This window comes from Allobosea sp. FBZP-16, assembly GCF_002831785.1.
GTDB classification, from domain to species: domain Bacteria; phylum Pseudomonadota; class Alphaproteobacteria; order Rhizobiales; family Beijerinckiaceae; genus Allobosea; species Allobosea lupini.
The window spans coordinates 50,995-72,570 of the sequence record NZ_LNCQ01000009.1 but is presented as its reverse complement, the minus strand read 5'-3'; the positions used below and the strand labels follow the sequence as shown (position 1 = coordinate 72,570).

Below are 21,576 nucleotides of genomic sequence, written 5' to 3'. Positions count from 1 at the left end.
CAGCGCATGGCGCGGCGGGAGCACCAGCTCCCGCTGCCCGTGCCGCACTCGATCCGGCGCGTTGCCCGGCTGCCAGATCGGCAGGCGGCGCGCCGGTGCACGCATGCCGGAGCGCCCATGGCCCGCGACGTATCCGATTCGACTCCGATCAGCTCGAAGGCCGAACTCGTCGGCTGGATCGCGCAGGGTGAGAAACCGGCCTCCGAATTCAGGCTCGGCACCGAGCACGAGAAGTTCCCGTTCTATCGCGACGATCTCAGCCCCGTTCCCTATGAGGGCGCTGCTGCCGGCCGCAGCGGCGGCATCCGGCAATTGCTGGAGGGCATGCAGGCCCGCCTCGGTTGGGAGCCGATCCTGGATGCCGGCCATGTCATCGGCCTGGCCGGCCCGGATGGCGGCGGCGCGATCTCGCTCGAGCCTGGTGGCCAGTTCGAGCTCTCCGGCGCGCCGCTTGCAAATGTGCATGAGACGGCCAGCGAGCTCGACCAGCACCTCGCGGATGTGAAGGCGGTCGCCGAGCCGCACGGCATCGGCTTCCTGCCGCTCGGCCACTCGCCGCTCTGGACCCGCGAGCAGACGCCGATGATGCCGAAGCGGCGCTACCAGATCATGAAGAACTACATGCCGAAGGTCGGCACGCGCGGCCTCGACATGATGTTCCGCACCTGTACCGTCCAGGTGAATCTCGATTTCGCCGACGAGGCCGACATGGTGCGCAAGCTGCGGGTCTCGCTCGCCTTGCAGCCGCTGGCTGCGGCGCTCTTTGCCGCCTCGCCTTTCAGCGACGGCAAGCTCAACGGCTTCCAGTCGATGCGCTCCGAGATCTGGCGCGACACCGACAATGCCCGCTCCGGCATGCTGCCCTTCGCCTTCGACGAGGGCATGTCCTACGAGGCCTATGTCGACTGGGCGCTCGACGTTCCCCTGTATTTCGTCAAGCGCGGCGACATCTATCACGACGTCGCCGGCGCCTCCTTCCGCGACCTGCTCGCCGGCAAGCTACCGCAACTGCCGGGCGAGCGCGCCACCATGTCGGACTGGGTCAACCACCTCGGCACCCTGTTCCCGGAGGTGCGGCTGAAGCGCTATATCGAGATGCGCGGCGCCGATGCCGGCCCGGTCGAGATGCTGAACGCGCTGCCGGCCTTCTGGGTCGGCCTGCTCTATGACGACGCTGCGCTCGCAGCCGCCTGGGACCTGGTCAAGGGCTGGAGTGCCGAGGACCGTCAGCAGCTGCGCGACACCGTGCCGAAGGCCGGGCTCAACACCAGGATCGCGAACCGTCCGCTGCGCGAGCTCGCCCGCGAGGTGGTCGAGCTGTCGCGCGCCGGTCTCGCTCGCCGGGCTCGACTCGACGACAAAGGCCGCGACGAGACGATCTATCTCGAACCGATCGTCGCCATCGCCCAGAGCGGCCGCACGCTCGCCGAGCGTCTGGCTGTGCGTGAGCAGGGGGCCTGGGGCGGAAAGGTCGAGCCGGTGTTTCCGGAACTCGCGCTGTAGGCGCTGAAGGCGAGCGAGACATTCGCCGGTGATCTCGTGTTTTGCGCTTCGGATTAACCAATTATCCGGAGTTTTGGGCTAATCTGGCGGGTATGGAACGCTTGTCCGCCCTGGCCCTCGAATTCCTGCGTGACCGCCGCGGCGCGACTGCGCTCGAATACGGCTTCATCGCGTTCTTCGTCTCGATCGCTGCGATCGCGACGATCCGGCAGATCGGCCCGCTGCTGAACGCGAAATACGCCAGCATTCTGCCCGGTCTCCAGTAGGACAGCTCTGCGGTCGCCTGCCAGGGCGTATCGGTCTTGCTCGCTCGCGCTGCAGCTCTCCTTTCAGTTTTAAGCGCATTTTACCATATCGCCGGAAGGTCACGCTGCCAGGCGGGTTTTCGCAGCGATACCAGCGACATTCACGAGTTTCGGAAAGGTTTTCTCAATCGCCCCGTACCTAACGTTCAGGCAATCGTCCTGTCGTTCGCCTGTCCCGTTTGCGAGGCCCCCCAATGCCCGGCCTGTTCCGATCTTTTCTGACGGATGTGCGCGGCGTCAGCGCGCTGATGTTCGGGCTCGCCGCACCTGCGATCGCGCTTGCGGTCGGCGGAGGCATCGATCTCAGCCAGGCTGCGGCGCGGCGCCAACGCATCGCCAGCGCCGTCGAGATCGGGTGCCGGGCGGCTTCGCTGGAGATCAATTTCCAGTCGCGCCAGACGGGGGCTGATCCGAAGAAGGACTATACTTCGGTCGCGAACACCAAGATCCGGGAGAGTGTCAACGGCTTGTCCCAGCCCGGTGTGACGGGTGTCAACGTGACCGCTACGCTCGCCAACAACATCATCACGGCCGTCGCGACGGCCGCGAGTGCCAACGCTTTCGGCGGCATACTGGGCTACAATACGGTAGCGCTCCGCGTCGAGCGGAACTGCAATTATGTGGTCGGTACGCCCGGGACGCCGACGCCAACCGGCACGGTTCTGTTCGTCGAATCCTTCGAGACCGGACACAATGTCGCGTCGAACAGCTGGACCGTGCTGAACAACTGGAACGGCTGGACGACCCAGAGCGGCAAGGGTGGCATCGAGATCAACGGCATCCCGGAGCTCGCGGCCAATACCATCCGCTTCGGCAACTTCTTCGCCGAGCTCGACTCGCACTGCTACACCTCAGGCTGCAAGACCAATTCGAACATGTGGCGCGAGTTTACACTTGAGGTCGGCGACTACGAATTGAGCTACTGGTACATTTCGCGTGTTCGCAACGCAGCTTATGCCGGTCAGACGCTGTGCGCCTACAGCACCGACGCGAAGGCGGTGTGGGACAAGCTCAAGGCGGCGACCTGGGAAAGCCAGACCAACCGCATCGAGGCCTTTTTCCAGAAGAAGTCGGGTTCCTACGCCACGCCTTCCAAGGACGTGGACAAGGCCACCGACCAGGTCGACGTCTGCGTCCACACCGACAAATGGACCGAGCGGAAGATTCCGCTGAAGGTCACGACGAAGGGCACCTATCGCATCTTCTTCCAGGCAGCAGGCCGTGAGGACACCTATGGCGGCCTGATCGACTACATCCGCTTCTGCAGCGGCAGCTGCCCGTGAGAGTGCCTGACCATATGGGCGGCGATACTCCGCTGATCGGCAAGGCGCACTTGCGCGCATTCCGTCGCGACATCGCAGGCTCGACGGCGATCGAGTTCGCCTTCATCGGGATGGCGTTCGTCGTCCTGCTGCTGGGCATTCTCCAGTTCGCGCTCGCCTTCATGGCGCAGATGTACATCCATGATGCCGTATCCGACGCGGCCACCGGCAGGACTGCCGGTACCTATGCGGGAAACCGGGCGCAGGTGAAGAACCAGATTTGCGGCCGATTGATCGCGATCGACAATTGCGTCGGCAGTCTTCTCCTCGAAACGCAGCCGCTGGCGAATTACGCAGCCGGGTCGCAACCGATCACTGGCGCGACCTTCGTCGCCGGCACTTCCGGGACGATGATGCTGATCCGGGCAAAGGCGCAGGTGATCACCTTCGTGCCGGGGCTGCCGATGCTGCACGTCACCGGAGCCGCACTCTATACGAGGCCGTAATGAGACGTTCCTTCGGATTGTTCAGGCGATCGCGGCGCCGGCACGGATTGATCCGCGATCAGCGTGGCGTCGCGGCGATCGAGTTCGCTCTGATCAGCACCGCCATGTTCGCCTTGCTTTCGGGCGCGGTCGACGTCACCCAAGCGATCACCATTCAGCGTGACCTCAACCGGTTCGCGGCAGAGGTCGCGCAGGCCATTGCCGGCTCCTGCAAGGGGGCGGCGAGCTGCGCGGCAGCGGCGATGGAGACCATCCGGGCGCGGCAAGGCAACATCGCGCCCAAGCTCGCGACTATCCAGCTCGGCATCGCGAATTTCGATCGGGCCAACAACCGGATCGAGAACATCATCGGTACGATGACCTATCTGCCGGCCGACATGAATACCCAGGCATTGGCGATGATGGCGAACGGTGACAAGGGCGTAGCGGTGCTCGCGACCTATACCCACACGCCGATCATTCTCGGCCTCGCCGATGACTGGGGCTTCACGACCAAGACCTTCACCGCAAAGAGCGTTGTTCTCGCCGCTCGCCCCTGACCGTCGCCTACTCCGCCGCCACCTTGAAGCTCTGCAGGTTGTCCAGGCTCTGGATGATGTGCTCGGCGAGCGCGTTCGACAGGATCGAGGGGTCGTGCCGCGTGCGCAGCAGGCCGATCTTGCAGGAGGGCAGGGTTGAGAAGCCCTCGGCTGGGCCCAGGATGCGCATGCCCGGCCGGACAGCGCTCTCCGGCAGCACCGAGACGGCGAGGCCCGCCACCACCGCGGCGCCGACCGCGGTCGAGTTCCAGCTGGCATAAAGCACGCGGAAGCGCCTGCCCTTGCTCTCCAGCGCCTCGACAGCCGCCTGGCGCCAGTTGCAGGTCGGGCGGCCCAGCGCCAGCGGCAGCGGGTCCTCCTCATGCACGCAATGACGGGCCGAGGTCACCCAGAGCAGCGGCTCGATCCGGATGATCTCGCCCTGGCCGCGGCCTTCGACATGGGTGATGATCGCAAGGTCGATGTCGCCGCCGCCGATCCGTTCCGCCAGCATCGGCGTCGGCTCGCAGACAACGGTGACCTCGGTGCGCGGGTTGGAGCGGGCGAAGCGCGCCAGGATCTCCGGCAGATAGCGGTCAGCATAGTCATCAGGGACACCTAGCCGGATGCGGCCCTTCAGATCGGCCTCGGTGAAGCTCGCGACGCATTCGAGGTTGAGCCGGACGATGCGGCGGGCATAGTCGAGCAGGCGCTCGCCATCCTCGGTCAGCTTGGCGTGGCGCCCGTCGCGGCCGAAGAGCGGGCGGCCGACCCGCTCCTCCAGCCGCTTCATCTGCATCGAAACGGCCGATTGCGTCTTGAACACGATCTCGGCGGCGCGGGTGAAAGAACCGGTATCGGCGATGGCGACGAAGGTCTTGAGCTGATCGGCGTCGAGCACATGGGCCATGCCGGCCTCCTTCAAGAGGTTCATCAAGATCGGTTGTGTTTAGCATCATAACCATTCGTTTGGCTGATGGCCAGTGCGGAGTTATCGTTTGGGCATTCTCCCGCCGATGCCGGCCAGCCCGGTTCGGATGGGAGGCGAGTTTCCACGTCCCACCCCGAGGAGGCTGTCATGCTGGTCATGACCTTCGTCACGAAGACCTTGTCTGCCGTTTCCGGCGGCGCGGTGCGTGCTGCCGCTCATTCGGTTACGGGCACGAAAAACCTGGTGCGCGCGTTCCTGCACCGCCGAGAGGTGATGCGCCTCAGCGAGCTCGACGAGCGCGGGCTGAAGGACATTGGCCTCGTCCGCTCCGATATCGACGGCGCACTCGCAGTCTCCTGGCTGAGCGATCCGTCGAGCGTGCTCCAGAATCGCTCCAGCCAGCAGCAGTCGGCGGCCGTGAGCCGGCGAGAGGCCGGGGTTCGACGGCCCGTGGTGATACAGGCCGCCGTGCGGCCGGGCGCGAAGGAGATCAAGATCGCGTGCAACGCCTGACCCCTTGGCGTGACGCGTCCCTGCGGGCGGTGGCTGCGGCTGCCGCCCTTTTTTTATGCCGGAGGGGGCAGCCTCGGCTGCAATCGTTAACTGGCCTGCGCGTCACGTAACGCTTCATTCAGCAAGTTCGATCATCTTTGCGCCGCATTGCGCCGAGTACGGCGCCCCGATCCCTTGCCCCGGGGTTTTTTATGCGACGCTTTCGCTTCCGCCTGCATGACCTGAGAATCCGAACCAAGATCGCCATCCCGATGCTCGTTATGGGCGCGATCGGCATCGGCTCGGCCGTCTATGGCGCCTTCGAGTTCGGCAAGATCGAGAAGACCTATGGCGATCTGGTTTCGCAGCGCGCCGCCGCCATCCTCGATTCGGCCCGCGCCGCCAGTGGCATGACCGAGATCGTCGGCAATCTCTACCAGGCGATCGCCTATCCCGAGTTCATGAAGCAGAACACGACCAGCATCGAGAAGGTGAAGACCGCCTATGCTGCCTCGCTGCAGGCGCTGGTCGAGGCCAAGATCAGTTTTCCGCAGCGGGCCGAGAGCTTCGACGAACTGAGCCGACGCCTGCAGGCGACCAAGTCCGACATCGACCAGATCATCGCCCAGGCCGCTCGCGACGAGGACCTGCCGGCACTCTCGATCATGTCGCAGCTCGACAGGACGGTCAGCGAGATCGCTGGCGCCGCGGCAAAGGTCAACGACGAGATCAGGAAGGATACGGAAGCGACCTCGGACCTACTGGCGGCCGATGCGCGCCGCGTCACCATGGTGGCGATCGGCCTCAGCATCGCCGGCGTCTTGCTCGGCCTGATCGGGGGCGCGCTTTTGACAAGCGCCGCCATCACGCGCCCGCTGGAACGGCTCAAGCTCCGCATGGGCCAGATCGCCAATGGCGACTATGCCGCCGAGGTGGAGGGCCAGGATCGCAAGGACGAGGTCGGCGAGATGGCCCGCGCCGTCCAGGTGTTCAGGGAGAACGGCCTCGCGGTCCAGCGCCTCGAGAGCGAGACCGAGGCCAGCCGCACCGCAGCCGAGCGCCAGCGTCTCGCGGCGGAGGCCGAACGCGGCAACGCCGCCGCCGTGCAGCAACGCCTGGCGGCGGAACAGGCGGTCGTGGTCAACGCCCTGGCCGAGGGGCTGACCAGACTTTCGCAGGGGGATCTCAGCGCGCGCGTAGAAGACGAGGTCGCGGCCGACTATGCGGCGCTGAAGCAGGATTTCAACAGTGCCGTCGGTCATCTTGCGCAGACGATCGCGACGATCCAGGCGACTTCGGTCGATGTCGGCAACGCCGCGCGAGAGATCAATTCGGGCGCCGACGATCTCTCGAAGCGCACCGAGGAGCAGGCCTCCTCGCTCGAGCAGACCGCCGCCACCACCGAACAACTCGCTGCTTCTGTCAAGGCATCGGCGCAGGCTTCGCGCCAGGCCGCTCAGCTCGCCAACGAGGCGACGGAGGTTGCTACGAATGGTGGGGCTGTCGCCGGGCAGGCGGTCGATGCGATGGCGCGGATCGAACACACCTCGCGCAAGATCTCCGACATTACGTCGGTGATCGACGAGATCGCCTTCCAGACCAATCTGCTCGCGCTCAACGCCGCGGTCGAGGCGGCTCGCGCCGGAGACGCCGGCAAGGGCTTCGCCGTCGTCGCCTCGGAGGTGCGCACGCTGGCTCAGCGTTCGGCCGACGCCGCCAAGGACATCAAGGGCCTGATAGGTGAGTCAGGTGTCGAGGTTGAGCAGGGCGTCGGGCTGGTCCGGGCTGCCGGCGAGGCGCTGAGCCGGATCGTGGAAGCTTCCAGGAAAGTCGCGGCCACGGTTTCCGACATCTCGGCAGCGGCGGCCGAACAGGCCAATGGCATCGACGAGATGAGCCAGACCGTCGCGCATATGGACGAGATGACCCAGGCCAATGCTGCACTCGCCGAGCAGAGCGCAGCGTCCGCCGGCTCGCTCAGCGGTCAGATCAGACGGCTCAACGAACTGGTCGCCAGTTTCCGCACCGGTGGGCACGGAGATGCCCTGGCGGGTGGTCCCGCCGAGTTCGCGCAGGCATACGATCGCGACGAGCGCCTGCGCGCCTGACGATATCCGACATCACTGAAATTGATCGACGGCGGCTTCACAGCCGCCGTTCGCTTATTCTTCAGCCCTTGCGCTGGCCGCCGCCGAGCATCGTCTCGAAGATCGAGCGCAGCGCGTCCTGTTGGCTCGCCTGGACCTGGCGGCCGTGCTCGAACATCTGGTTGAGCGCATCGATGCCGATCGAGCCCGGGCTGGCCTCGCCCGCTGATTGGGGAGCCTGTTCCGGCTCGGGTTCGGGCGCCGGACGGCGCGATTTAGGCGCCGGCTGGGGGCTGCTCTGCGGGGCCTGCGCTTGTCCCTGCCCACCGAACATGCCGCCGAGGATCTGGCCGAAGATGTTGCCCATGTCGGCCGGCATGCCGGGCATTCCGCCGCCGAAGGGGCCGCCGCCCTGTGCCTGACCGGCCTGGGGGCGCTGCCCCCCGAACAACCCGCCAAGGATCTGCTCCCAGGGATTGGCCGCGTTCGGCTGCGGCGCCGGCGGCTGCATGCCCGGCATCTGGCCACGCATCATCTCGGCGAACTGGCCGAGAATGCCGCCAAGACCCTGGTTGTTCACCGATTTGAACAACCCGCCCATCAGGATCGAGGCGATCACCGGCAGCATCTGCTTGAGGATCGCCATGCCGACGCCGCTTGTCGCCGCCGCCTGCGCCGCGACGGCATTGGCAACCTCCTTCGAGCCGAAGATCTGGCTCATCACGTCCTGCCCGAGCGGCAGCGCCCGGTCGGGAATGCCGTCGCCATCGCTGTCGTACATCTGGCCGAAGGGCGTCGCCGTCATCATCTGGGCGAGATTGCCGAAGGCGTAGGGATTCTGGGTCTGGCGCTGCAGCCCCATCGAGAAGGCGGGCAGCAAAGCGTCGAGCGCCGCCTGGGTCTGCTGCATCGAAAGCCCGTATTGCCGCGCCAGGTTCTGCATGGCCTGGCCGTTCTGGGCCGACTGCATCATCTCGAACAGGTTCATCATACGCGCTCCCGAGATCATCGCGCGTCCGACCGGACGCGGTCACGATGATCTATCACATTGTGATCGCATCGGATTATTCCGAAAAGCGGATTCCACTTGTCGGTCCGATGCTATAGCGGGACCAGCCCGCTCATCCACCGGGAAACGATAGCAGCCGCCTGCCGTCAGGCAAGCGACGGCCTGGCGGCGGCCTGGGCCGTGCCTTCGAGCCGGCTGATGCCGCGATAGGCGGTGAAGAGCGCGGCGATGCCGAACAGCACGGCGCCCAGCGCTGCGCCGGCAAGAGCGCCCTTGGGCCCGGCATACTGCGCGCCCAGCCAGGCGAGCGGCACCGTGCCGAGCGTGGCCCGGCCCCAGCTGAACAGCGTCGAGTAGAACGGCATGCCGAGATTGTTGAAGGCGGCGTTGGCGACGAAGAGCGCGCCGACGAAAAGCCACATCGGCCCGGCGATCAGGCAGAAGAAGGCGACCAGCTCGGCGGTCTCGCCGCCGGTGCCGAACAGCGCGGCGATCTGGTGGCGCAGCAGCGCCAGCAGCAGGCCGGCTGCGGCGACATAGGCCGCGGCGAAGCCGACCGCATCGGTCAGCGCCCGGCGCATCCGGTCATAGCGCTGCGCGCCCCAGTTCTGCGCAAGGATCGGCCCGACCGCGCCGGACAGGGCGAACAGCACGCCGAAGGCGACGGGTATCAGCCGGTCGATGATCGCGGTCGCAGCGATCGCCTGGTCGCCGAAGCGGGCGATGATGGCGAAGAAGCAGGCATTGGCGATCGGATTGGCGAGATTGGTGAGGATGGCCGGAGTCGCGATCGCGAAGGTCGGCCTGACGTCACGGCGCAAGGCGGGCCAGCTCGGACGTGCGATCATCTTGTGCACGCTGAGCGCGCCTCGGAAGCCGACGGCGAGGAAGACGATGCGCGAGAATACCGTCGCCCAGGCGGCGCCGTCCGGGCCGAGGCCCATGCCGAAGATCAGCAGCGGATCGAGCCCGGCCGTGACGATGCCGCCGGCGAGCGTGACATACATCGCCCGCTTGGCGTCGCCGACGGCGCGCAGGACGCCGGACAGGCCCATGCCGAGCGCCATCAGCGCATTCGACGGCAGCGTGATCCACAGGAAGGAGGTGGCGACGGTCAGCGATTCGCCATGCGCGCCGAGCTTCGGCAGGAGCCAGGGCAGCAGCGGCAGCATGACCAGGCTGAGGACCAGCCCGCAGATGGTCATCACCGTCAGCGTCGAGCCGGCGATGCGGCGTGCGCCCTCGCGGTCGCCGGCGCCGAGCGCCCGTGCCGTCAGCGCGGCAACCGCGATCATCAGCCCGACATTGATGGAGACCATCAGGTAGAGCACGATCGTGGCGTAGCCGACGCCCGCCGTCGCCTCGGGGCGGCCGAGGCGCGAGACATAGAGCAGCGACAGGAAGTCGACGACGAAGATCGCGATGAGGCCGACCGAGGCGGTCGTGGTCATCACCGCGACATGGCGCAGCGTCGAGCCGCTGACGAAGACGGCCTGTTGCGGCTTTTGCGGTGCGTTCACTCGGCCGGCTCCCCGACCCCACCGACCGCGACCTCGGCCCCGCCATCCTCGATGACGTCCTGCGTCTCCTTGGTGAGCGGCTTCGACTTGCTCTTCGGAGCGATGATCGGCTCGGGCGTGACGCGCGGCACCTTGTCGATCCCGGCGGCGATGCCCTCGCTGAACTGGATCTCCATGCGCTGCGCGTCGCGGTCGCGCACATGCTCGATCACGAAGCCGGCTTCCTCGTAGCTGAGGCCGAGGGCCTCCAGGGTCACGCGGCCGAAGCCGAGCGCCGATTCGAAGGTCTCGCGCATCTGGTAGTCGACGTCTGCGCGCATCAGGTCCATCGCGTGGACGCGGTCATAGGCGCGGGCGTGGATGCGCGCGGCCGGGAACTCGGCCTTGGCCATCTCGACGATGCGCAGCGCCGCCTGCCGATCGTCGATGCAGACGCAGATCACCTTCGCCTTGCCGGCGCCGGCGGCGCGCAGCACGTCGAGCCTGGTGCCGTCGCCATAATAGATCTTGAAGCCGAACTTGTTGGCCGAGCGGATCCGCTCGATGTCGGAATCGATGATGGTGACGTCGAGATGCTGCAGCAGCAGCGCCTGTGTCACCACCTGGCCGAAACGGCCGAAGCCGATCACCAGCACCGACGGCGTCACCCCGTCGAAGGTTTCCTCGATCTCCTCGGGCGGCGGTGCATGGGCTGCAAGCCAGAGGTCGATCAGCTTGGCGACGACCGGGCCGATCAGCATGCTCAGCGCCGCGATCGCTGTCGCCAACGCGCCCTGTTTCTCGTCGAGCAGGCCGAGCGAGGCGGCGAGCGGCAGCAGCACGAAGGCGAACTCGCCGGCAGGCGAGAGCAGGGCGCCGGCGCGGATCGCCTCGCTTGTCGAGGAGCAGGACGCCCGCAGGATCGCCGCCGCCGCCGCGATCTTGAACAGCACCAGCAGCGGCGCCGCCAGCGCGAGCAGCAGCGCGTTCTCCGCGACCAGCTTCAGGTCGATCGACATGCCGACCGCCATGAAGAACAAGCCGAGCAGCACGCCGCGGAAGGGCTCAATGTCGGCTTCGAGCTCATGCCGGAAATGCGAATCCGCCAGCAGCACGCCGGCGAGGAAGGCACCCATCGCCATCGAGAGGCCGACCTGCTCCATCAGCAGCGCCGCCCCGAGCACGACCAGCAGGGCAGCGGCCGTCATCACCTCCTTGGCGCCGGTCTTGGCCAGCAGCTGGAAGAACGGGTTCAGCGCATAGCGGCCGGCGAGCACGACGACGGCGATGGCGAGCAGGGCAAGGCCGAGGCCCGTCAGAGCCTTGGCGGAGCCGCCGCCATGGGCCGCCTCGGTCGTCGCCAGCAGCGGCAGCAGCGCCAGCATCGGCGCAATCGAGATGTCCTGGAACAGCAGGATGGAGAAGCAGCGCCGGCCATAGGGTTCGGCGCCGTCGCCGCGCTCTTCGAGCAGTTGCAGCGCGATCGAGGTGGCGGAGAGGGCGAGCGCCAGCCCGACGGCCAGCGCACCGGCGGGGCTGAGCCCCAGCTTCCAGGCGACGGCGCCGATCACCGCGGCGCTCAGCAGCATCTGCGCGAAGCCGGCGCCGAGGATGTCCTTGCGCATCGAATACAGCCGCTCCGGCTGCAATTCGAGCCCGACCAGGAAGAGCAGCAAGACGACGCCGATCTCGGCGGTGCTGCGGATCGTATCCGGGTCCTTGATCACGGCGAGCGCCGAGGGGCCGATGACGACGCCGGCGGCGAGATAGCCCAGCACCGCCGACAGGCCGAAGCGCCGGAACAGCGGCACCGCCACCACCGCCCCTGCGCAGAAGGTCAGGATCGACGGCAGATAGCTGGCATGCGAGGCGGCATCGGCCATGAAGAAACTCGTGCTGAAGCGAAGGGGGCCCGTGCGGAGGCAGGTGGCCGGACGCGTGCAATGTAAGGCCAATCATTGCATCCTGCGAGGGGCTGCCGCGCATGGCCTACGGCACTGCGTCGCCGCGCTTCCTTGACATCGCCGGCGCCAGACAGAAAAGAAGGCGCGATCCCTTCGGAACCAGCGCCCCAGTGACCGCCAAGCCGCCGCTCGACATCCTGCTCTGCGCCCCGCGCGGCTTCTGCGCCGGCGTGGTCAGGGCGATCGACGCCGTCGAGAAGGCGCTCGCTTTGCATGGCGCGCCGGTCTTCGTGCGCCACGAGATCGTGCACAACAAGTACGTGGTCGAGTCGCTGAAGCGGAAGGGCGCGGTCTTCGTCGCTGAGCTCTCCGAGGTGCCCGATGCGACCCGGCCGGTGATCTTCTCGGCTCATGGCGTGCCGAAATCGGTGCCGGCGGAGGCGCAGGCGCGTCAGTTCTTTGCCATCGATGCCACCTGCCCGCTGGTCACCAAGGTGCATCGCGAGGCCGAGGTGCATCACAAGCGCGGCCGGCACATCCTGCTGGTCGGCCATGCCGGCCACCCCGAGGTGATCGGCACGATGGGGCAGTTGCCCGAAGACGCGATCACGCTGATCGAGACGCTCGATGACGTCGCGCGACTGACCCCGCCGGAAGGGCGTGAACTCGCCTATGTCACGCAGACCACGCTCTCGGTCGACGACACCCGCGAGATCGTGCAGGGCCTGCAGGCGCGTTTTCCCGCGCTGATCGCCCCGCACAAGGAAGACATCTGCTACGCCACCACCAACCGCCAGGAGGCGGTCAAGCGCGTCGCGCCGCTGGTCGACGGGCTGATCGTGGTCGGCTCGCCCAATTCCTCGAACTCGCAGCGCCTGCGCGAGGTCGCCGAGCGCGCCGGCTGCCCGGTCTCGCGCCTTGTGCTGCGGACCAACGAGATCGACTGGTCGCTCTTCGGCGGCATCCGCCGCCTCGGCATCACTGCCGGCGCCAGCGCGCCCGAGGTTCTGGTCGAGGAGATCATCGACGCCTTCGCCGAGCGCTACGAGGTCACGGTCGAGACCGTCTCGACCGCCGACGAGAGCGTCTTCTTCCCGCTGCCGCGCGAATTGCGCGAGCCTGCCCCGTCCGCAGCCGAGTGAGCTGAGTATCCAGCGTGGCCGTCTACACCGAAGTGCCCGATGACGAGATGGCCGCCTTCGTGGCGCGCTACGGCATTGGCGACCTGCTCTCCGCCAAGGGCATCGCCGAGGGGGTCGAGAACTCGAACTACCTCGTTCACACCACGCGGGGCTTCTACATCCTCACTCTCTACGAGAAGCGGGTGAACCCGGCCGACCTGCCGTTCTTCATCGAGCTGATGCAGCACCTTGCCGGGCGCGGGCTCAACTGCCCGGTGCCGGTGCTCGACGCCTCGGGCCAGGCGCTCGGCACGCTCTCCGGCCGCCCCGCGGCGATCGTCAGCTTCCTCGACGGGCTCTCGGTGCGCCGCCCCGGCGCCGGCCATTGCGGCGAGGTCGGACGGGCGCTCGCTCTGCTGCACCGGGCCGGCGCGGACTTCGCGATGACACGCGTCAACGCGCTGTCGGTGCCGGGCTGGCGCCCACTTGCCGAGCAGGCCGGAGCCGACGCCGACAAGGTCTCGCCCGGGCTGACGCAGCGGGTCATGGCCGAGATCGCGGTGCATGAGGCGCGCTGGCCGCAGCACCTGCCCGGCGGCGTCATCCATGCCGATCTCTTCCCGAATAACGTCTTCTTCATCGGCGAGAAGCTGTCGGGCGTCATCGACTTCTATTTCGCCTGTACTGACGCCTATGCCTACGACCTCGCCATCTGCCTGAATTCCTGGTGCTTCGAGGCCGATTCCTCGTTCAACCTGACCAAGGGCCAGGCGATGCTGGCCGGCTATGAAAGCGTGCGCCCGCTCGGCGAAGCCGAGGTCGCGGCCTTGCCGGCGCTCTGCCGCGGCTCGGCTTTGCGCTTCCTGCTGACCCGGCTGGTCGATTGGCTCAACGTGCCGCCCGGCGCGCTGGTCAAGCCGCATGATCCGCTCGAATACGACCGCAAGCTCGCCTTCCACCAACGGGTCAGCGACGCGCGCGAATATGGGCTGCGCCGATGACCGACCCCGTCGAGGTTTGGACTGACGGCGCCTGCTCGGGCAATCCGGGTCCCGGCGGCTGGGGTGCGATCCTGTCCTACAAGGGCAAGGAGCGCGAGCTTTCCGGCGGCGAGGCGCTGACCACCAACAACCGCATGGAGCTGATGGGCGCGATCTCCGCGCTGGAGACGCTGACGCGGCCCTGCACCGTCGCGCTCCACACCGACAGCCAGTATCTGCGCCAGGGCATCACCAGCTGGATCCATGGCTGGAAGAAGAACGGCTGGAAGACCGCGGACAAGAAGCCGGTCAAGAACGAGGAGCTCTGGAAGCGCCTCGATGCCGCGCTGAAGCAGCACAAGATCGAGTGGAAATGGGTCAAGGGCCACGCCGGCGACGAGATGAACGAGCGCGCCGACGCGCTGGCGCGCGCCGGCATGGCGCCGTTCAAGCCGGGGCGGTGAGCGGCGCCCTCAGCGCCACCCCAGCCCCGGCGCGACATGCTTCAGGATCGCCTCGATGACATGGGCGTTGTAGTCGACGCCAAGCTGGTTCGGCACCGTCAGCAAGAGCGTGTCCGCCTCGGCGATCGCCTCGTCCCGCTTCAACGCATCGATCAGCTTGTCGGGCTCGGCCGCATAGCTGCGCCCGAAGATCGCGCGCGTGTTGTCGTCGATATAGCCAATCGAATCGTCGCTTTGATTGCCGCGGCCGAAATAGGCGCGGTCGCGTTCGTCGACCAAGGCGAAGATGCTGCGGCTGACCGAGACGCGCGGCTCGCGCTGGTGGCCGGCCTCCTTCCAGGCCTGCCTGAACAGGCGGATCTGCCTGGCCTGCTGGATGTGGAAGGGCTCGCCGCTCTCGTCGGTTTTCAGCGTCGAGCTCTGCAGGTTCATGCCGGCTTTCGCCGCCCAGATCGCGGTGGCGTCGGAGGAGGCGCCCCACCAGATGCGCTCGCGTAAGCCCTCGGAATAGGGCTCCAGCCGCAGCAGGCCCGGCGGATTGGGGAACATCGGGCGCGGATTGGGTTGCGCGAAGCCCTCGCCGCGCAGCACGTCGAGGAAGACCTCGGCATGATGGCGCGCCATGTCGGCGTCGCTCTGCCCCTCCGGCGGCTGGTAGCCGAAATGGCGCCAGCCATCGATGACCTGCTCGGGCGACCCGCGGCTGATGCCGAGCTGCAGCCGCCCGCCGGAGATCAGGTCGGCCGACCCGGCATCCTCGGCCATGTAGAGCGGGTTCTCGTAGCGCATGTCGATGACGGCGGTGCCGATCTCGATGCGCTTGGTCCTGGCGCCGACCGCAGCCAGCAGCGGGAAGGGCGAGGCGAGCTGGCGGGCGAAATGATGCACCCGGAAATAAGCGCCGTCCGCGCCCAGCTCCTCGGCCGCGACGGCAAGGTCGATCGACTGCAGCAGCGTGTCGCCCGCCGAGCGGGTCTGGGATTGCGGCGAGGGAGTCCAGTGTCCGAAGGACAGGAAGCCGATCTTTTTCATCGCGAGACGCCTGTGAACCACCGCAAGCGCGGGGCTTTTCTGCCAAAGGACAACGCCCGAGCGGCCATCACCGCCGGGCGTGCGTCATCGGCATATAGGCAGGATTCACTTTCGTGCCGCGGCGCTCATGCACAGACGCCAATGCGGCGATGCAATCTCGGCAGCAGGAATGTGGGCGTGCCAGCTCAGCCCAGCGGCTGGCGGTAGACGATGAAGCCGGATTTCTGTGCGACCTTGTTGTAGAGCTCCTGTGCCTGCAGGTTGCTCTCATGCGTCTGCCAGTAGACGCGGAACAGGCCCTTCGTCTCCGCCATCTGCCGGACGGCTTCGATCAGCTTGCGGCCGACGCCGTGACCGCGCGCCTCCTCGCTGGTGAAGAGATCCTGCAGATAGCAGATCTCCTTCTGGCTCCAGGTCGTGCGGTGGAGCACGTAGTTGACGATGCCCAGCGCCTTGCCGTCGCGTTCGGCGATGAAGCCGCCCATTGGCTCCTGCCCGCCCGTCAGGCGCGCGAAGGTGGTATCGGTCGTCTCCGGCGTCAGCGAGGCCTTGTAGAAGGTGAGATAGCCCTGCCAGAGCGACTCCCAGGCGGCGCGGTCATCGGCCGTGAGTGGGCGGATACTGATCTCTGACATGGCGTGGCGTCTCCTCGATCGTGCCGGGAGGCTAGCGGCGGCTTTGGGCGCTGTCTCATGACAAGCGCAGATCGGATCGATCGGATTTGGTGCTGAAAAGCGAAAGCCCGCGCCAAGCCGGCGCGGGCGCAAAGCGACGGGGCCGACGCTGAGCCTCAGAGCTGGTTCAGCATCGCTTCGGCGCCGGAGACATCGGCCTTGCCCGGCGCGTCCTCGACGTTGAGCGCGGTCACGACGCCGTCCTCGACGACCATCGAATAGCGCTGCGAGCGCGTGCCGAGGCCGAAGCCCGAGCCGTCCATCGACAGGCCGATCTCCTTGGCGAAGTCGGCATTGCCGTCGGAGAGGAAGGTGATCACGCCGGCGCCGCCGGTCGCCTTCGACCAGGCGTCCATCACGAAGACGTCGTTGACGCCGGTGACGAAGATCTCCTCGACGCCCTTGGCCTTGATCTCGGCCGCCTTGTTCACATAGCCGGGCAGATGGTTCTTGTGGCAGGTCGGCGTGAAGGCGCCCGGCACCGCGAAGAGCACGACCTTGCGGCCCTTGAACAGATCGTCCGTGGTCTTGGCCGCCGGCCCGTCGGCCGTCATCACGCGAAACGTCGCCTGCGGAAGCTTGTCACCGACCTTGATCGCCATGTCCGTATCTCCTGCATGCGGCAGCGTGCCGCCCGCGCGCAGGGTTACGGCTTCGCGTTGCCGATGTCGAGTTCGAGCCGCGTCTCGACCGATTGGGGTTTTCCGCGCACGGTGATGATCAGCGGTGTGGGGCCGGTCGCGCCCTTGGGGCGCTCGACGATTCTGAGCTTTGCAGCCACCGTGCCGTCCGGCTGCGGCATCAGCATCGCCCGGCCGAAGGACCACATCCCGGCGCCTTCGACGAAGACATCGTCGACCGAGCCGCCCTCTGGGGCCTTAAGCACCAGCTTCACCGCGGCGTCGCTGTGCGTGACTTCGAGGATCGACAGGCGGTCATCGGCCGCGCCCAGCTTGACCGCGTGCGGAATCCGCGCCTCGAACTGCTCCAGCCGCGGCGAGGTCACCGAGGTGACGCCGGGTTCCAGCCAAAGCCGTGCCTCGCCCTTGGCGGGAACGCAGATCTTGTCGCAGACCGCGTAGTCGAGCTTCAGCACCACGGTGACCGGCCGCGTCGGATCGATCGGCTGGACCGAGACCGGCACAACCACATCGCCGACATAGCCGATGCCGGAGCCGGCGCCGTCGTCGAAGCGCTCCGGGGTCGGCCAGCGCACGTCGAGCCCGCCGACATTCTCCGAGCCGCTCCAGTCGAAGACCGGCGGTACGCCGGCATCGCCGGGGCTGCGCCAATAGGTCTTGAAACCTGGCGACATCGTGATCTCGACGCCGACGCGCTGCTTGCCAGAAGGCGCGGTCGCGCCCGCGATCAGGCGCATCGACGAGTATGCGGCCTTCGACCACGGCGAAACCGCGGCGTCCTGGGCGGAAGCCGGAGCGCCGAGCGTCAGCGCGGCGAGGAAGGAGAGGGTCGTGACCGTTTTCACGTGGTTTGATTTAGGCGATCCGGACGCGTTTTGCGAGGCCGATACCGGCGCTGTGATCCGGGATCGATAGTGCAGCCAAGCATGGCCAGCTTTGCGCCAGCATTGCGGCGGGGCGGACCGGCATCCCGCAGAGCCGTCCGGATCAGCCTGAATATCCTCCGCTTGCCTGCGCGCCAAAAATGTTCCCACACCAGCCGAACATGTCTTAGCATGGCGCAATGAATATCGGATCGAACCAGCGCATCAGCGGCCGCAGCTATCTCGACGGGCAGTGCCTGATCGCCATGCCGGGCATGAGCGACCAGCGCTTCGCCCGCAGCGTCGTCTATCTCTGCGCCCATTCCGAGGACGGTGCGATGGGCATCATCGTCAACAAGCCGGCCGCCGACACCCGCTTTCCGGAACTGCTCGTCCAGCTCGACGTGATTCCGCCTGACCAGGCGATCCTCCTGCCGAGCCAGGCTGAGAGGATGAAGGTGCTGCGCGGCGGGCCGGTCGAGACCAAGCGCGGCTTCGTCCTGCATAGCGCCGATTTCTTCCTCGAATCGGCGACGCTGCCGATCGACGACGGCATTTGCCTGACCGCGACGCTCGACATCTTGCGCGCCATCGCCGTCGGGACCGGGCCGGAGAATGCGGTGCTGGCCCTCGGCTATGCCGGCTGGGGGGCGGGGCAGCTCGAATCCGAGATCCAGTCCAACGGCTGGCTGCATTGCGCCGCCGACCAGGCGCTGCTCTTCGATGACGCGCTCGACACCAAATATGCCCGCGCGCTCGGCAAGCTCGGCATCGACCCGGCTTTCCTGTCCAAGGATGCCGGGCACGCGTAACATGCGTCATGCTCGGGCGTGACCCGAGCATCTCAGGCCGGACGAGGCTCAAACCACCGCTTTCTCGTCACGAGATTCTCGGCTCTGCGCTTCGCTTCGCCCGAGAATGACGTCGCAGCTCACGCCGCCTCGAAGGACGAGCTCGACGCCCCCACCAATCGCCGCGCCTCCGCCGCCGTCATCGGCTGGCCGAAGGTATAGCCCTGCGCGTACTGGCAGCCGAGCTGGTAGAGCTCGATCGCGTCTGATTCGGTCTCGGCGCCCTCGGCGACCACGTCCATCTGCAGATCGGCGGCGAGCTGCACGATCGAGCGCAGGATCACCGGCGGCTTGCCGTTCCCCATCTGGCGCACGAAGCTCTGGTCGATCTTGATGGTATCGAAGGGGAAGCGCTGCAGATAGGACAGCGAGGAATACCCCGTTCCGAAATCGTCGAGCGACAGGCCGGCGCCGAGATCGCGGATGCGGCTGAGCATCTGCGCGGCATATTCCGGGTTTTCCATCACCAGGCTCTCGGTGATCTCGAGCTTCAGCGTGCCGGGCAGCACCCGCCTGCGCGCCAGCACTGCCTTGACGTCCTTCAGCAGATCGTGGCGCAGCAATTGCCGGCTTGAGACATTCACGCTGGCGAAGATCGGCGGCTCAACCTCGAGCGCGGCCTGCCAGGCGGCGAGCTCGCGCGCGGTGCGGTCCATCACATAGACGCCGAGATCGACGATCAGCCCGCTCTCCTCGGCGATCGCCAGGAAGTCCTGCGGCAAGAGGCGGCCCTCGCGCGGATGGTCCCAGCGCATCAGCGCCTCGAAGCCGGCGATGGTCCGGTCCTCCAGCCTGACGATCGGCTGGTACATCACCTGGATCTCGCCGCGCTCGATCGCCCGGCGCAAGTCGCTTTCGAGCGCGAGCCGGTCGTTGCGGTCGCTACGCATCGCCGGAACGAAGACCTCGACGAGGTTGCCGCCCTGGTTCTTGGCATGCGCCATGGCGAGTTCGGCATTCTTCAGCGCGTCGTCCTTGCGTGCGGTCGGGGTGCCGTCGAAGAGGGTGAGGCCGATCGAGGGCGTCAATACGATCTCGCGCTCGGCGAAGGTGATCGGCGTCGAGACGGCGCGGCGGATCAGCTCGGCCAGGGCGAGGATACGCTCGGGATCGCTCTCCGAGACGATGATCATCGCGAAGATGTCGCCGCCGATGCGTGCGAGCGTGTCCTGCGTCCGCAGCAGCCGGCCGAGGCGGCGCGCCAGCGTCAGCAGGATCGAATCGCCGGCCGAGAAGCCGACGGATTCGTTGACCTGCTTGAAGCGGTCGATGTCGATGACGATCACCGTCGGGCGGATGGCGTCGTCGGCGCGGCTGAAGCCGAACACGGCGGTGAGCCGGTCCTGGAACAGCTCGCGATTGGGCAGGCCGGTCAGGTTGTCGTGCACGGCATCGTGCAGCATGCGTTCCTGGGCGGTGCGCTGCTCGGTGACGTCGGCGAGCGTGCCGATGACGCGGATGACCTCGCCATCCGAGCCGATCACCGGCCGGGCCTTCAGGCTGAACCAGTGATAGGCGCCATTGGCGGCGCGCAGGCGGAAATCGAGCTGCAGTTTGCCGCGGCGCTGCTCGATCACAGCGTCGAGCGAGACGCGGTAGCGGTCGCGGTCGGCGACATGCATGTGCTCGAGCCAGCGCGCGGCCGAGCCTTCGAGCGCGCCCTTGGACAGGCCGAGCAGGATCTCGGCCTGCGGCGAGACGAAGATCTTGTCGGCAGAAACATCCCAGTCGAAGACGAGGTCGCCCGAGCCGGAGAGCGCGAGCGCGCGTCGCTCGGTGTCGGAGACCAGCCCCTGCGCCAGCGCGCCGCCGGCGAAGGCATGCTGCACCACGGTGAAGCCGATCAGCAGCACGATCAGCACGAGGCCGCCGATCAGGGCGGGCGGCACGAGGTCGCGCGTGACCTGTCCGATCACGGTGAAGCTGGCCGCGGTCACCCAGACCAGCAGCAGGAACCAGGTCGGGATCAGCATCACCGCCCGCTCATAGCCATGGGTGGCGAGGTGCAGGATCAGCACGAAGCCGATCGTCGCCACCGCCGCGATCGAGATGCGGGCGATACCGGCCGCCATCGGCGCATCGAACACCGCAAGTCCGACCAGCCCGGCGAGGCCGAGGATCCAGACGATGGTGATATGGCTGTAGCGCACATGCCAGCGCGACAGGTTGAGATAGGCGAAGAGGAAGACGACCAGCGTCGCCGCCAGGACCACCTCGGCGCCGGCGCGGTAGATTCGCTCGATCGCCGGCGTCAGCGGGAAGATGCGCTGGAAGAAGCCGAAGTCGAGCCCTGCATAGGCCAGCACCGCCCAGGCCAGCGCCGCTGCGGCGGGGAAGATCACCGCACCCTTGACCACGAAGATGATGGTCAGGAAGAGCGCGAGCAGGCCGGCGATACCGATGATGATGCCCTTGTAGAGCGTCAGCCCGTTGGTTTTCTGGCGATAGGCCTCCGGCTCGAACAGATAGAGCTGGGGCAGGTTCGGCGACTTCAGCTCGGCGACGAAGGTCACGGTGGTGCCAGGGTCGAGCGTGATCTGGAAGATGTCGGCGTCGGGCGCTTCCTCGCGCTCGGGCCGCAGACCCTGGCTCGCGGTGATCGCCTCGATGCGGCGGTCGCCGAGATCGGGCCAGACCACGCCCGAGCCGATCAGGCGATGGAAGGGCGCCACCAGCAGCCGGTCGATCTGCTCGTCGGAATCATTGGTCAGCGCGAACACGATCCAGTCCGGCCGCGCTCCGGATTCGCGCGCCCGCACGGCGATGCGCCGGACGATGCCGTCGGCCCCCGGCGCGGTCGAGATCTGGATGACGTCGCCATCGGCCTTGTTGCGCTCGACCACGTCGGTGAGGTCGAGTACGGGCACGTCGAGCGGCACGCGCTGGGCCTCGACCGCCAGTGCCGGCCGCAGCAGCGAAAGCAGTGCCAGCATC

20 protein-coding genes are annotated in these 21,576 nt (G+C 67.0%); 11 read left to right on the top strand and 9 right to left on the bottom strand.

The window, feature by feature from the left end; translation table 11 throughout:
• Positions 1-117: 117 nt before the first annotated feature.
• The 5 genes from CXY91_RS02490 to CXY91_RS02470 all read left to right on the top strand — a co-directional run bounded on the left by CXY91_RS02490 (position 118) and on the right by CXY91_RS02470 (position 4,115).
• On the top strand, positions 118-1,503 hold the full coding sequence (locus CXY91_RS02490) for a glutamate--cysteine ligase (RefSeq protein WP_100959161.1): 1,386 nt from the start codon (positions 118-120) through the stop codon (positions 1,501-1,503).
• A 101-nt stretch (positions 1,504-1,604) separates the two neighbouring features.
• Complete coding sequence (locus CXY91_RS02485) at positions 1,605-1,769, top strand: Flp family type IVb pilin (protein WP_244543754.1); 165 nt, start codon at positions 1,605-1,607, stop codon at positions 1,767-1,769.
• Positions 1,770-2,002: 233 nt separating this feature from the next.
• On the top strand, positions 2,003-3,091 hold the full coding sequence (locus CXY91_RS02480) for a TadE/TadG family type IV pilus assembly protein (RefSeq protein WP_100959160.1): 1,089 nt from the start codon (positions 2,003-2,005) through the stop codon (positions 3,089-3,091).
• Positions 3,088-3,576, top strand: a complete 489-nt coding sequence (locus CXY91_RS02475) for a TadE/TadG family type IV pilus assembly protein (RefSeq protein ID WP_158673237.1) — start codon at positions 3,088-3,090, stop codon at positions 3,574-3,576. Before CXY91_RS02480 ends, CXY91_RS02475 begins: the two co-directional genes overlap by 4 nt.
• Positions 3,576-4,115 carry a TadE/TadG family type IV pilus assembly protein gene (locus tag CXY91_RS02470; RefSeq protein WP_143079675.1) on the top strand — a complete coding sequence of 180 codons (540 nt, stop codon included), beginning with the start codon at positions 3,576-3,578 and terminating at the stop codon, positions 4,113-4,115. Before CXY91_RS02475 ends, CXY91_RS02470 begins: the two co-directional genes overlap by 1 nt.
• 7 nt (positions 4,116-4,122) lie before the next feature.
• Here CXY91_RS02470 and CXY91_RS02465 read toward each other — a convergent pair whose 3' ends face one another.
• Complete coding sequence (locus tag CXY91_RS02465) at positions 4,123-5,004, bottom strand: LysR substrate-binding domain-containing protein (RefSeq protein ID WP_091832439.1); 882 nt, start codon at positions 5,002-5,004, stop codon at positions 4,123-4,125.
• A 168-nt stretch (positions 5,005-5,172) separates the two neighbouring features.
• Between CXY91_RS02465 and CXY91_RS02460 the strand changes: the two genes are divergently transcribed.
• Positions 5,173-5,538 carry a DUF1127 domain-containing protein gene (locus tag CXY91_RS02460; RefSeq protein ID WP_158673236.1) on the top strand — a complete coding sequence of 122 codons (366 nt, stop codon included), beginning with the start codon at positions 5,173-5,175 and terminating at the stop codon, positions 5,536-5,538.
• A 191-nt stretch (positions 5,539-5,729) separates the two neighbouring features.
• Positions 5,730-7,625, top strand: a complete 1,896-nt coding sequence (locus CXY91_RS02455; RefSeq protein ID WP_100959157.1) for a methyl-accepting chemotaxis protein — start codon at positions 5,730-5,732, stop codon at positions 7,623-7,625.
• A 61-nt stretch (positions 7,626-7,686) separates the two neighbouring features.
• Here CXY91_RS02455 and CXY91_RS02450 read toward each other — a convergent pair whose 3' ends face one another.
• From CXY91_RS02450 to CXY91_RS02440, 3 genes are all read right to left on the bottom strand, one after another.
• On the bottom strand, positions 7,687-8,595 hold the full coding sequence (locus CXY91_RS02450; RefSeq protein WP_210202590.1) for a DUF937 domain-containing protein: 909 nt from the start codon (positions 8,593-8,595) through the stop codon (positions 7,687-7,689).
• Positions 8,596-8,759: 164 nt separating this feature from the next.
• Positions 8,760-10,133 (bottom strand): MATE family efflux transporter, encoded by a 1,374-nt coding sequence (locus CXY91_RS02445; RefSeq protein ID WP_248307322.1) that lies wholly within the window; start codon positions 10,131-10,133, stop codon positions 8,760-8,762.
• On the bottom strand, positions 10,130-11,995 hold the full coding sequence (locus CXY91_RS02440) for a monovalent cation:proton antiporter-2 (CPA2) family protein (RefSeq protein WP_100959155.1): 1,866 nt from the start codon (positions 11,993-11,995) through the stop codon (positions 10,130-10,132). Before CXY91_RS02440 ends, CXY91_RS02445 begins: the two co-directional genes overlap by 4 nt.
• Before the next feature lie 191 nt (positions 11,996-12,186).
• Between CXY91_RS02440 and ispH the strand changes: the two genes are divergently transcribed.
• Genes ispH through rnhA form a run of 3 tightly spaced genes read left to right on the top strand, consistent with a single transcriptional unit; the run spans position 12,187 to position 14,581 of the window.
• The gene (gene ispH / locus CXY91_RS02435; protein WP_248307321.1) at positions 12,187-13,158 is read left to right on the top strand and encodes a 4-hydroxy-3-methylbut-2-enyl diphosphate reductase; all 972 of its coding nucleotides are present in this window, start codon (positions 12,187-12,189) and stop codon (positions 13,156-13,158) included.
• A gap of 14 nt (positions 13,159-13,172) precedes the next feature.
• Complete coding sequence (locus CXY91_RS02430) at positions 13,173-14,138, top strand: homoserine kinase (RefSeq protein ID WP_100959153.1); 966 nt, start codon at positions 13,173-13,175, stop codon at positions 14,136-14,138.
• On the top strand, positions 14,135-14,581 hold the full coding sequence (rnhA, locus tag CXY91_RS02425) for a ribonuclease HI (RefSeq protein WP_100959152.1): 447 nt from the start codon (positions 14,135-14,137) through the stop codon (positions 14,579-14,581). Before CXY91_RS02430 ends, rnhA begins: the two co-directional genes overlap by 4 nt.
• Positions 14,582-14,590: 9 nt before the next feature.
• Here the strand turns inward: rnhA and CXY91_RS02420 are convergent, their stop codons facing one another.
• The 4 genes from CXY91_RS02420 to CXY91_RS02405 all read right to left on the bottom strand — a co-directional run bounded on the left by CXY91_RS02420 (position 14,591) and on the right by CXY91_RS02405 (position 17,773).
• On the bottom strand, positions 14,591-15,613 hold the full coding sequence (locus tag CXY91_RS02420) for an LLM class flavin-dependent oxidoreductase (protein ID WP_100959151.1): 1,023 nt from the start codon (positions 15,611-15,613) through the stop codon (positions 14,591-14,593).
• Positions 15,614-15,798: 185 nt separating this feature from the next.
• Positions 15,799-16,248 carry a GNAT family N-acetyltransferase gene (locus CXY91_RS02415; RefSeq protein ID WP_100959150.1) on the bottom strand — a complete coding sequence of 150 codons (450 nt, stop codon included), beginning with the start codon at positions 16,246-16,248 and terminating at the stop codon, positions 15,799-15,801.
• 155 nt (positions 16,249-16,403) lie between these two features.
• Positions 16,404-16,889 carry a peroxiredoxin gene (locus tag CXY91_RS02410; protein ID WP_091831849.1) on the bottom strand — a complete coding sequence of 162 codons (486 nt, stop codon included), beginning with the start codon at positions 16,887-16,889 and terminating at the stop codon, positions 16,404-16,406.
• A 44-nt stretch (positions 16,890-16,933) separates the two neighbouring features.
• A complete protein-coding gene (locus tag CXY91_RS02405) occupies positions 16,934-17,773 on the bottom strand; it encodes a protein-disulfide reductase DsbD domain-containing protein (protein WP_100959149.1) in 840 nt (279 codons plus the stop codon).
• A gap of 218 nt (positions 17,774-17,991) precedes the next feature.
• Between CXY91_RS02405 and CXY91_RS02400 the strand changes: the two genes are divergently transcribed.
• Positions 17,992-18,603, top strand: a complete 612-nt coding sequence (locus CXY91_RS02400; RefSeq protein WP_091831845.1) for a YqgE/AlgH family protein — start codon at positions 17,992-17,994, stop codon at positions 18,601-18,603.
• 119 nt (positions 18,604-18,722) lie between these two features.
• Here CXY91_RS02400 and CXY91_RS02395 read toward each other — a convergent pair whose 3' ends face one another.
• Positions 18,723-21,575, bottom strand: a complete 2,853-nt coding sequence (locus CXY91_RS02395) for an EAL domain-containing protein (protein WP_091831843.1) — start codon at positions 21,573-21,575, stop codon at positions 18,723-18,725.
• Position 21,576 lies beyond the last annotated feature (1 nt).

Excerpts from the sequence above, each read along its gene's own strand:
- rnhA (WP_100959152.1), top strand. The coding sequence starts at position 14,135 with ATGACCGACCCCGTCGAGGTTTGGACTGACGGCGCCTGCTCGGGCAAT.
- CXY91_RS02480 (WP_100959160.1), top strand. The coding sequence starts at position 2,003 with ATGCCCGGCCTGTTCCGATCTTTTCTGACGGATGTGCGCGGCGTCAGC.
- CXY91_RS02395 (WP_091831843.1), bottom strand. The coding sequence starts at position 21,575 with ATGCTGGCACTGCTTTCGCTGCTGCGGCCGGCACTGGCGGTCGAGGCC.
- CXY91_RS02400 (WP_091831845.1), top strand. The coding sequence starts at position 17,992 with ATGAATATCGGATCGAACCAGCGCATCAGCGGCCGCAGCTATCTCGAC.
- CXY91_RS02490 (WP_100959161.1), top strand. The coding sequence starts at position 118 with ATGGCCCGCGACGTATCCGATTCGACTCCGATCAGCTCGAAGGCCGAA.
- CXY91_RS02415 (WP_100959150.1), bottom strand. The coding sequence starts at position 16,248 with ATGTCAGAGATCAGTATCCGCCCACTCACGGCCGATGACCGCGCCGCC.
- CXY91_RS02470 (WP_143079675.1), top strand. The coding sequence starts at position 3,576 with ATGAGACGTTCCTTCGGATTGTTCAGGCGATCGCGGCGCCGGCACGGA.
- CXY91_RS02420 (WP_100959151.1), bottom strand. The coding sequence starts at position 15,613 with ATGAAAAAGATCGGCTTCCTGTCCTTCGGACACTGGACTCCCTCGCCG.
- CXY91_RS02450 (WP_210202590.1), bottom strand. The coding sequence starts at position 8,595 with ATGATGAACCTGTTCGAGATGATGCAGTCGGCCCAGAACGGCCAGGCC.
- CXY91_RS02410 (WP_091831849.1), bottom strand. The coding sequence starts at position 16,889 with ATGGCGATCAAGGTCGGTGACAAGCTTCCGCAGGCGACGTTTCGCGTG.
- CXY91_RS02465 (WP_091832439.1), bottom strand. The coding sequence starts at position 5,004 with ATGGCCCATGTGCTCGACGCCGATCAGCTCAAGACCTTCGTCGCCATC.
- CXY91_RS02460 (WP_158673236.1), top strand. The coding sequence starts at position 5,173 with ATGCTGGTCATGACCTTCGTCACGAAGACCTTGTCTGCCGTTTCCGGC.
- CXY91_RS02455 (WP_100959157.1), top strand. The coding sequence starts at position 5,730 with ATGCGACGCTTTCGCTTCCGCCTGCATGACCTGAGAATCCGAACCAAG.
- CXY91_RS02440 (WP_100959155.1), bottom strand. The coding sequence starts at position 11,995 with ATGGCCGATGCCGCCTCGCATGCCAGCTATCTGCCGTCGATCCTGACC.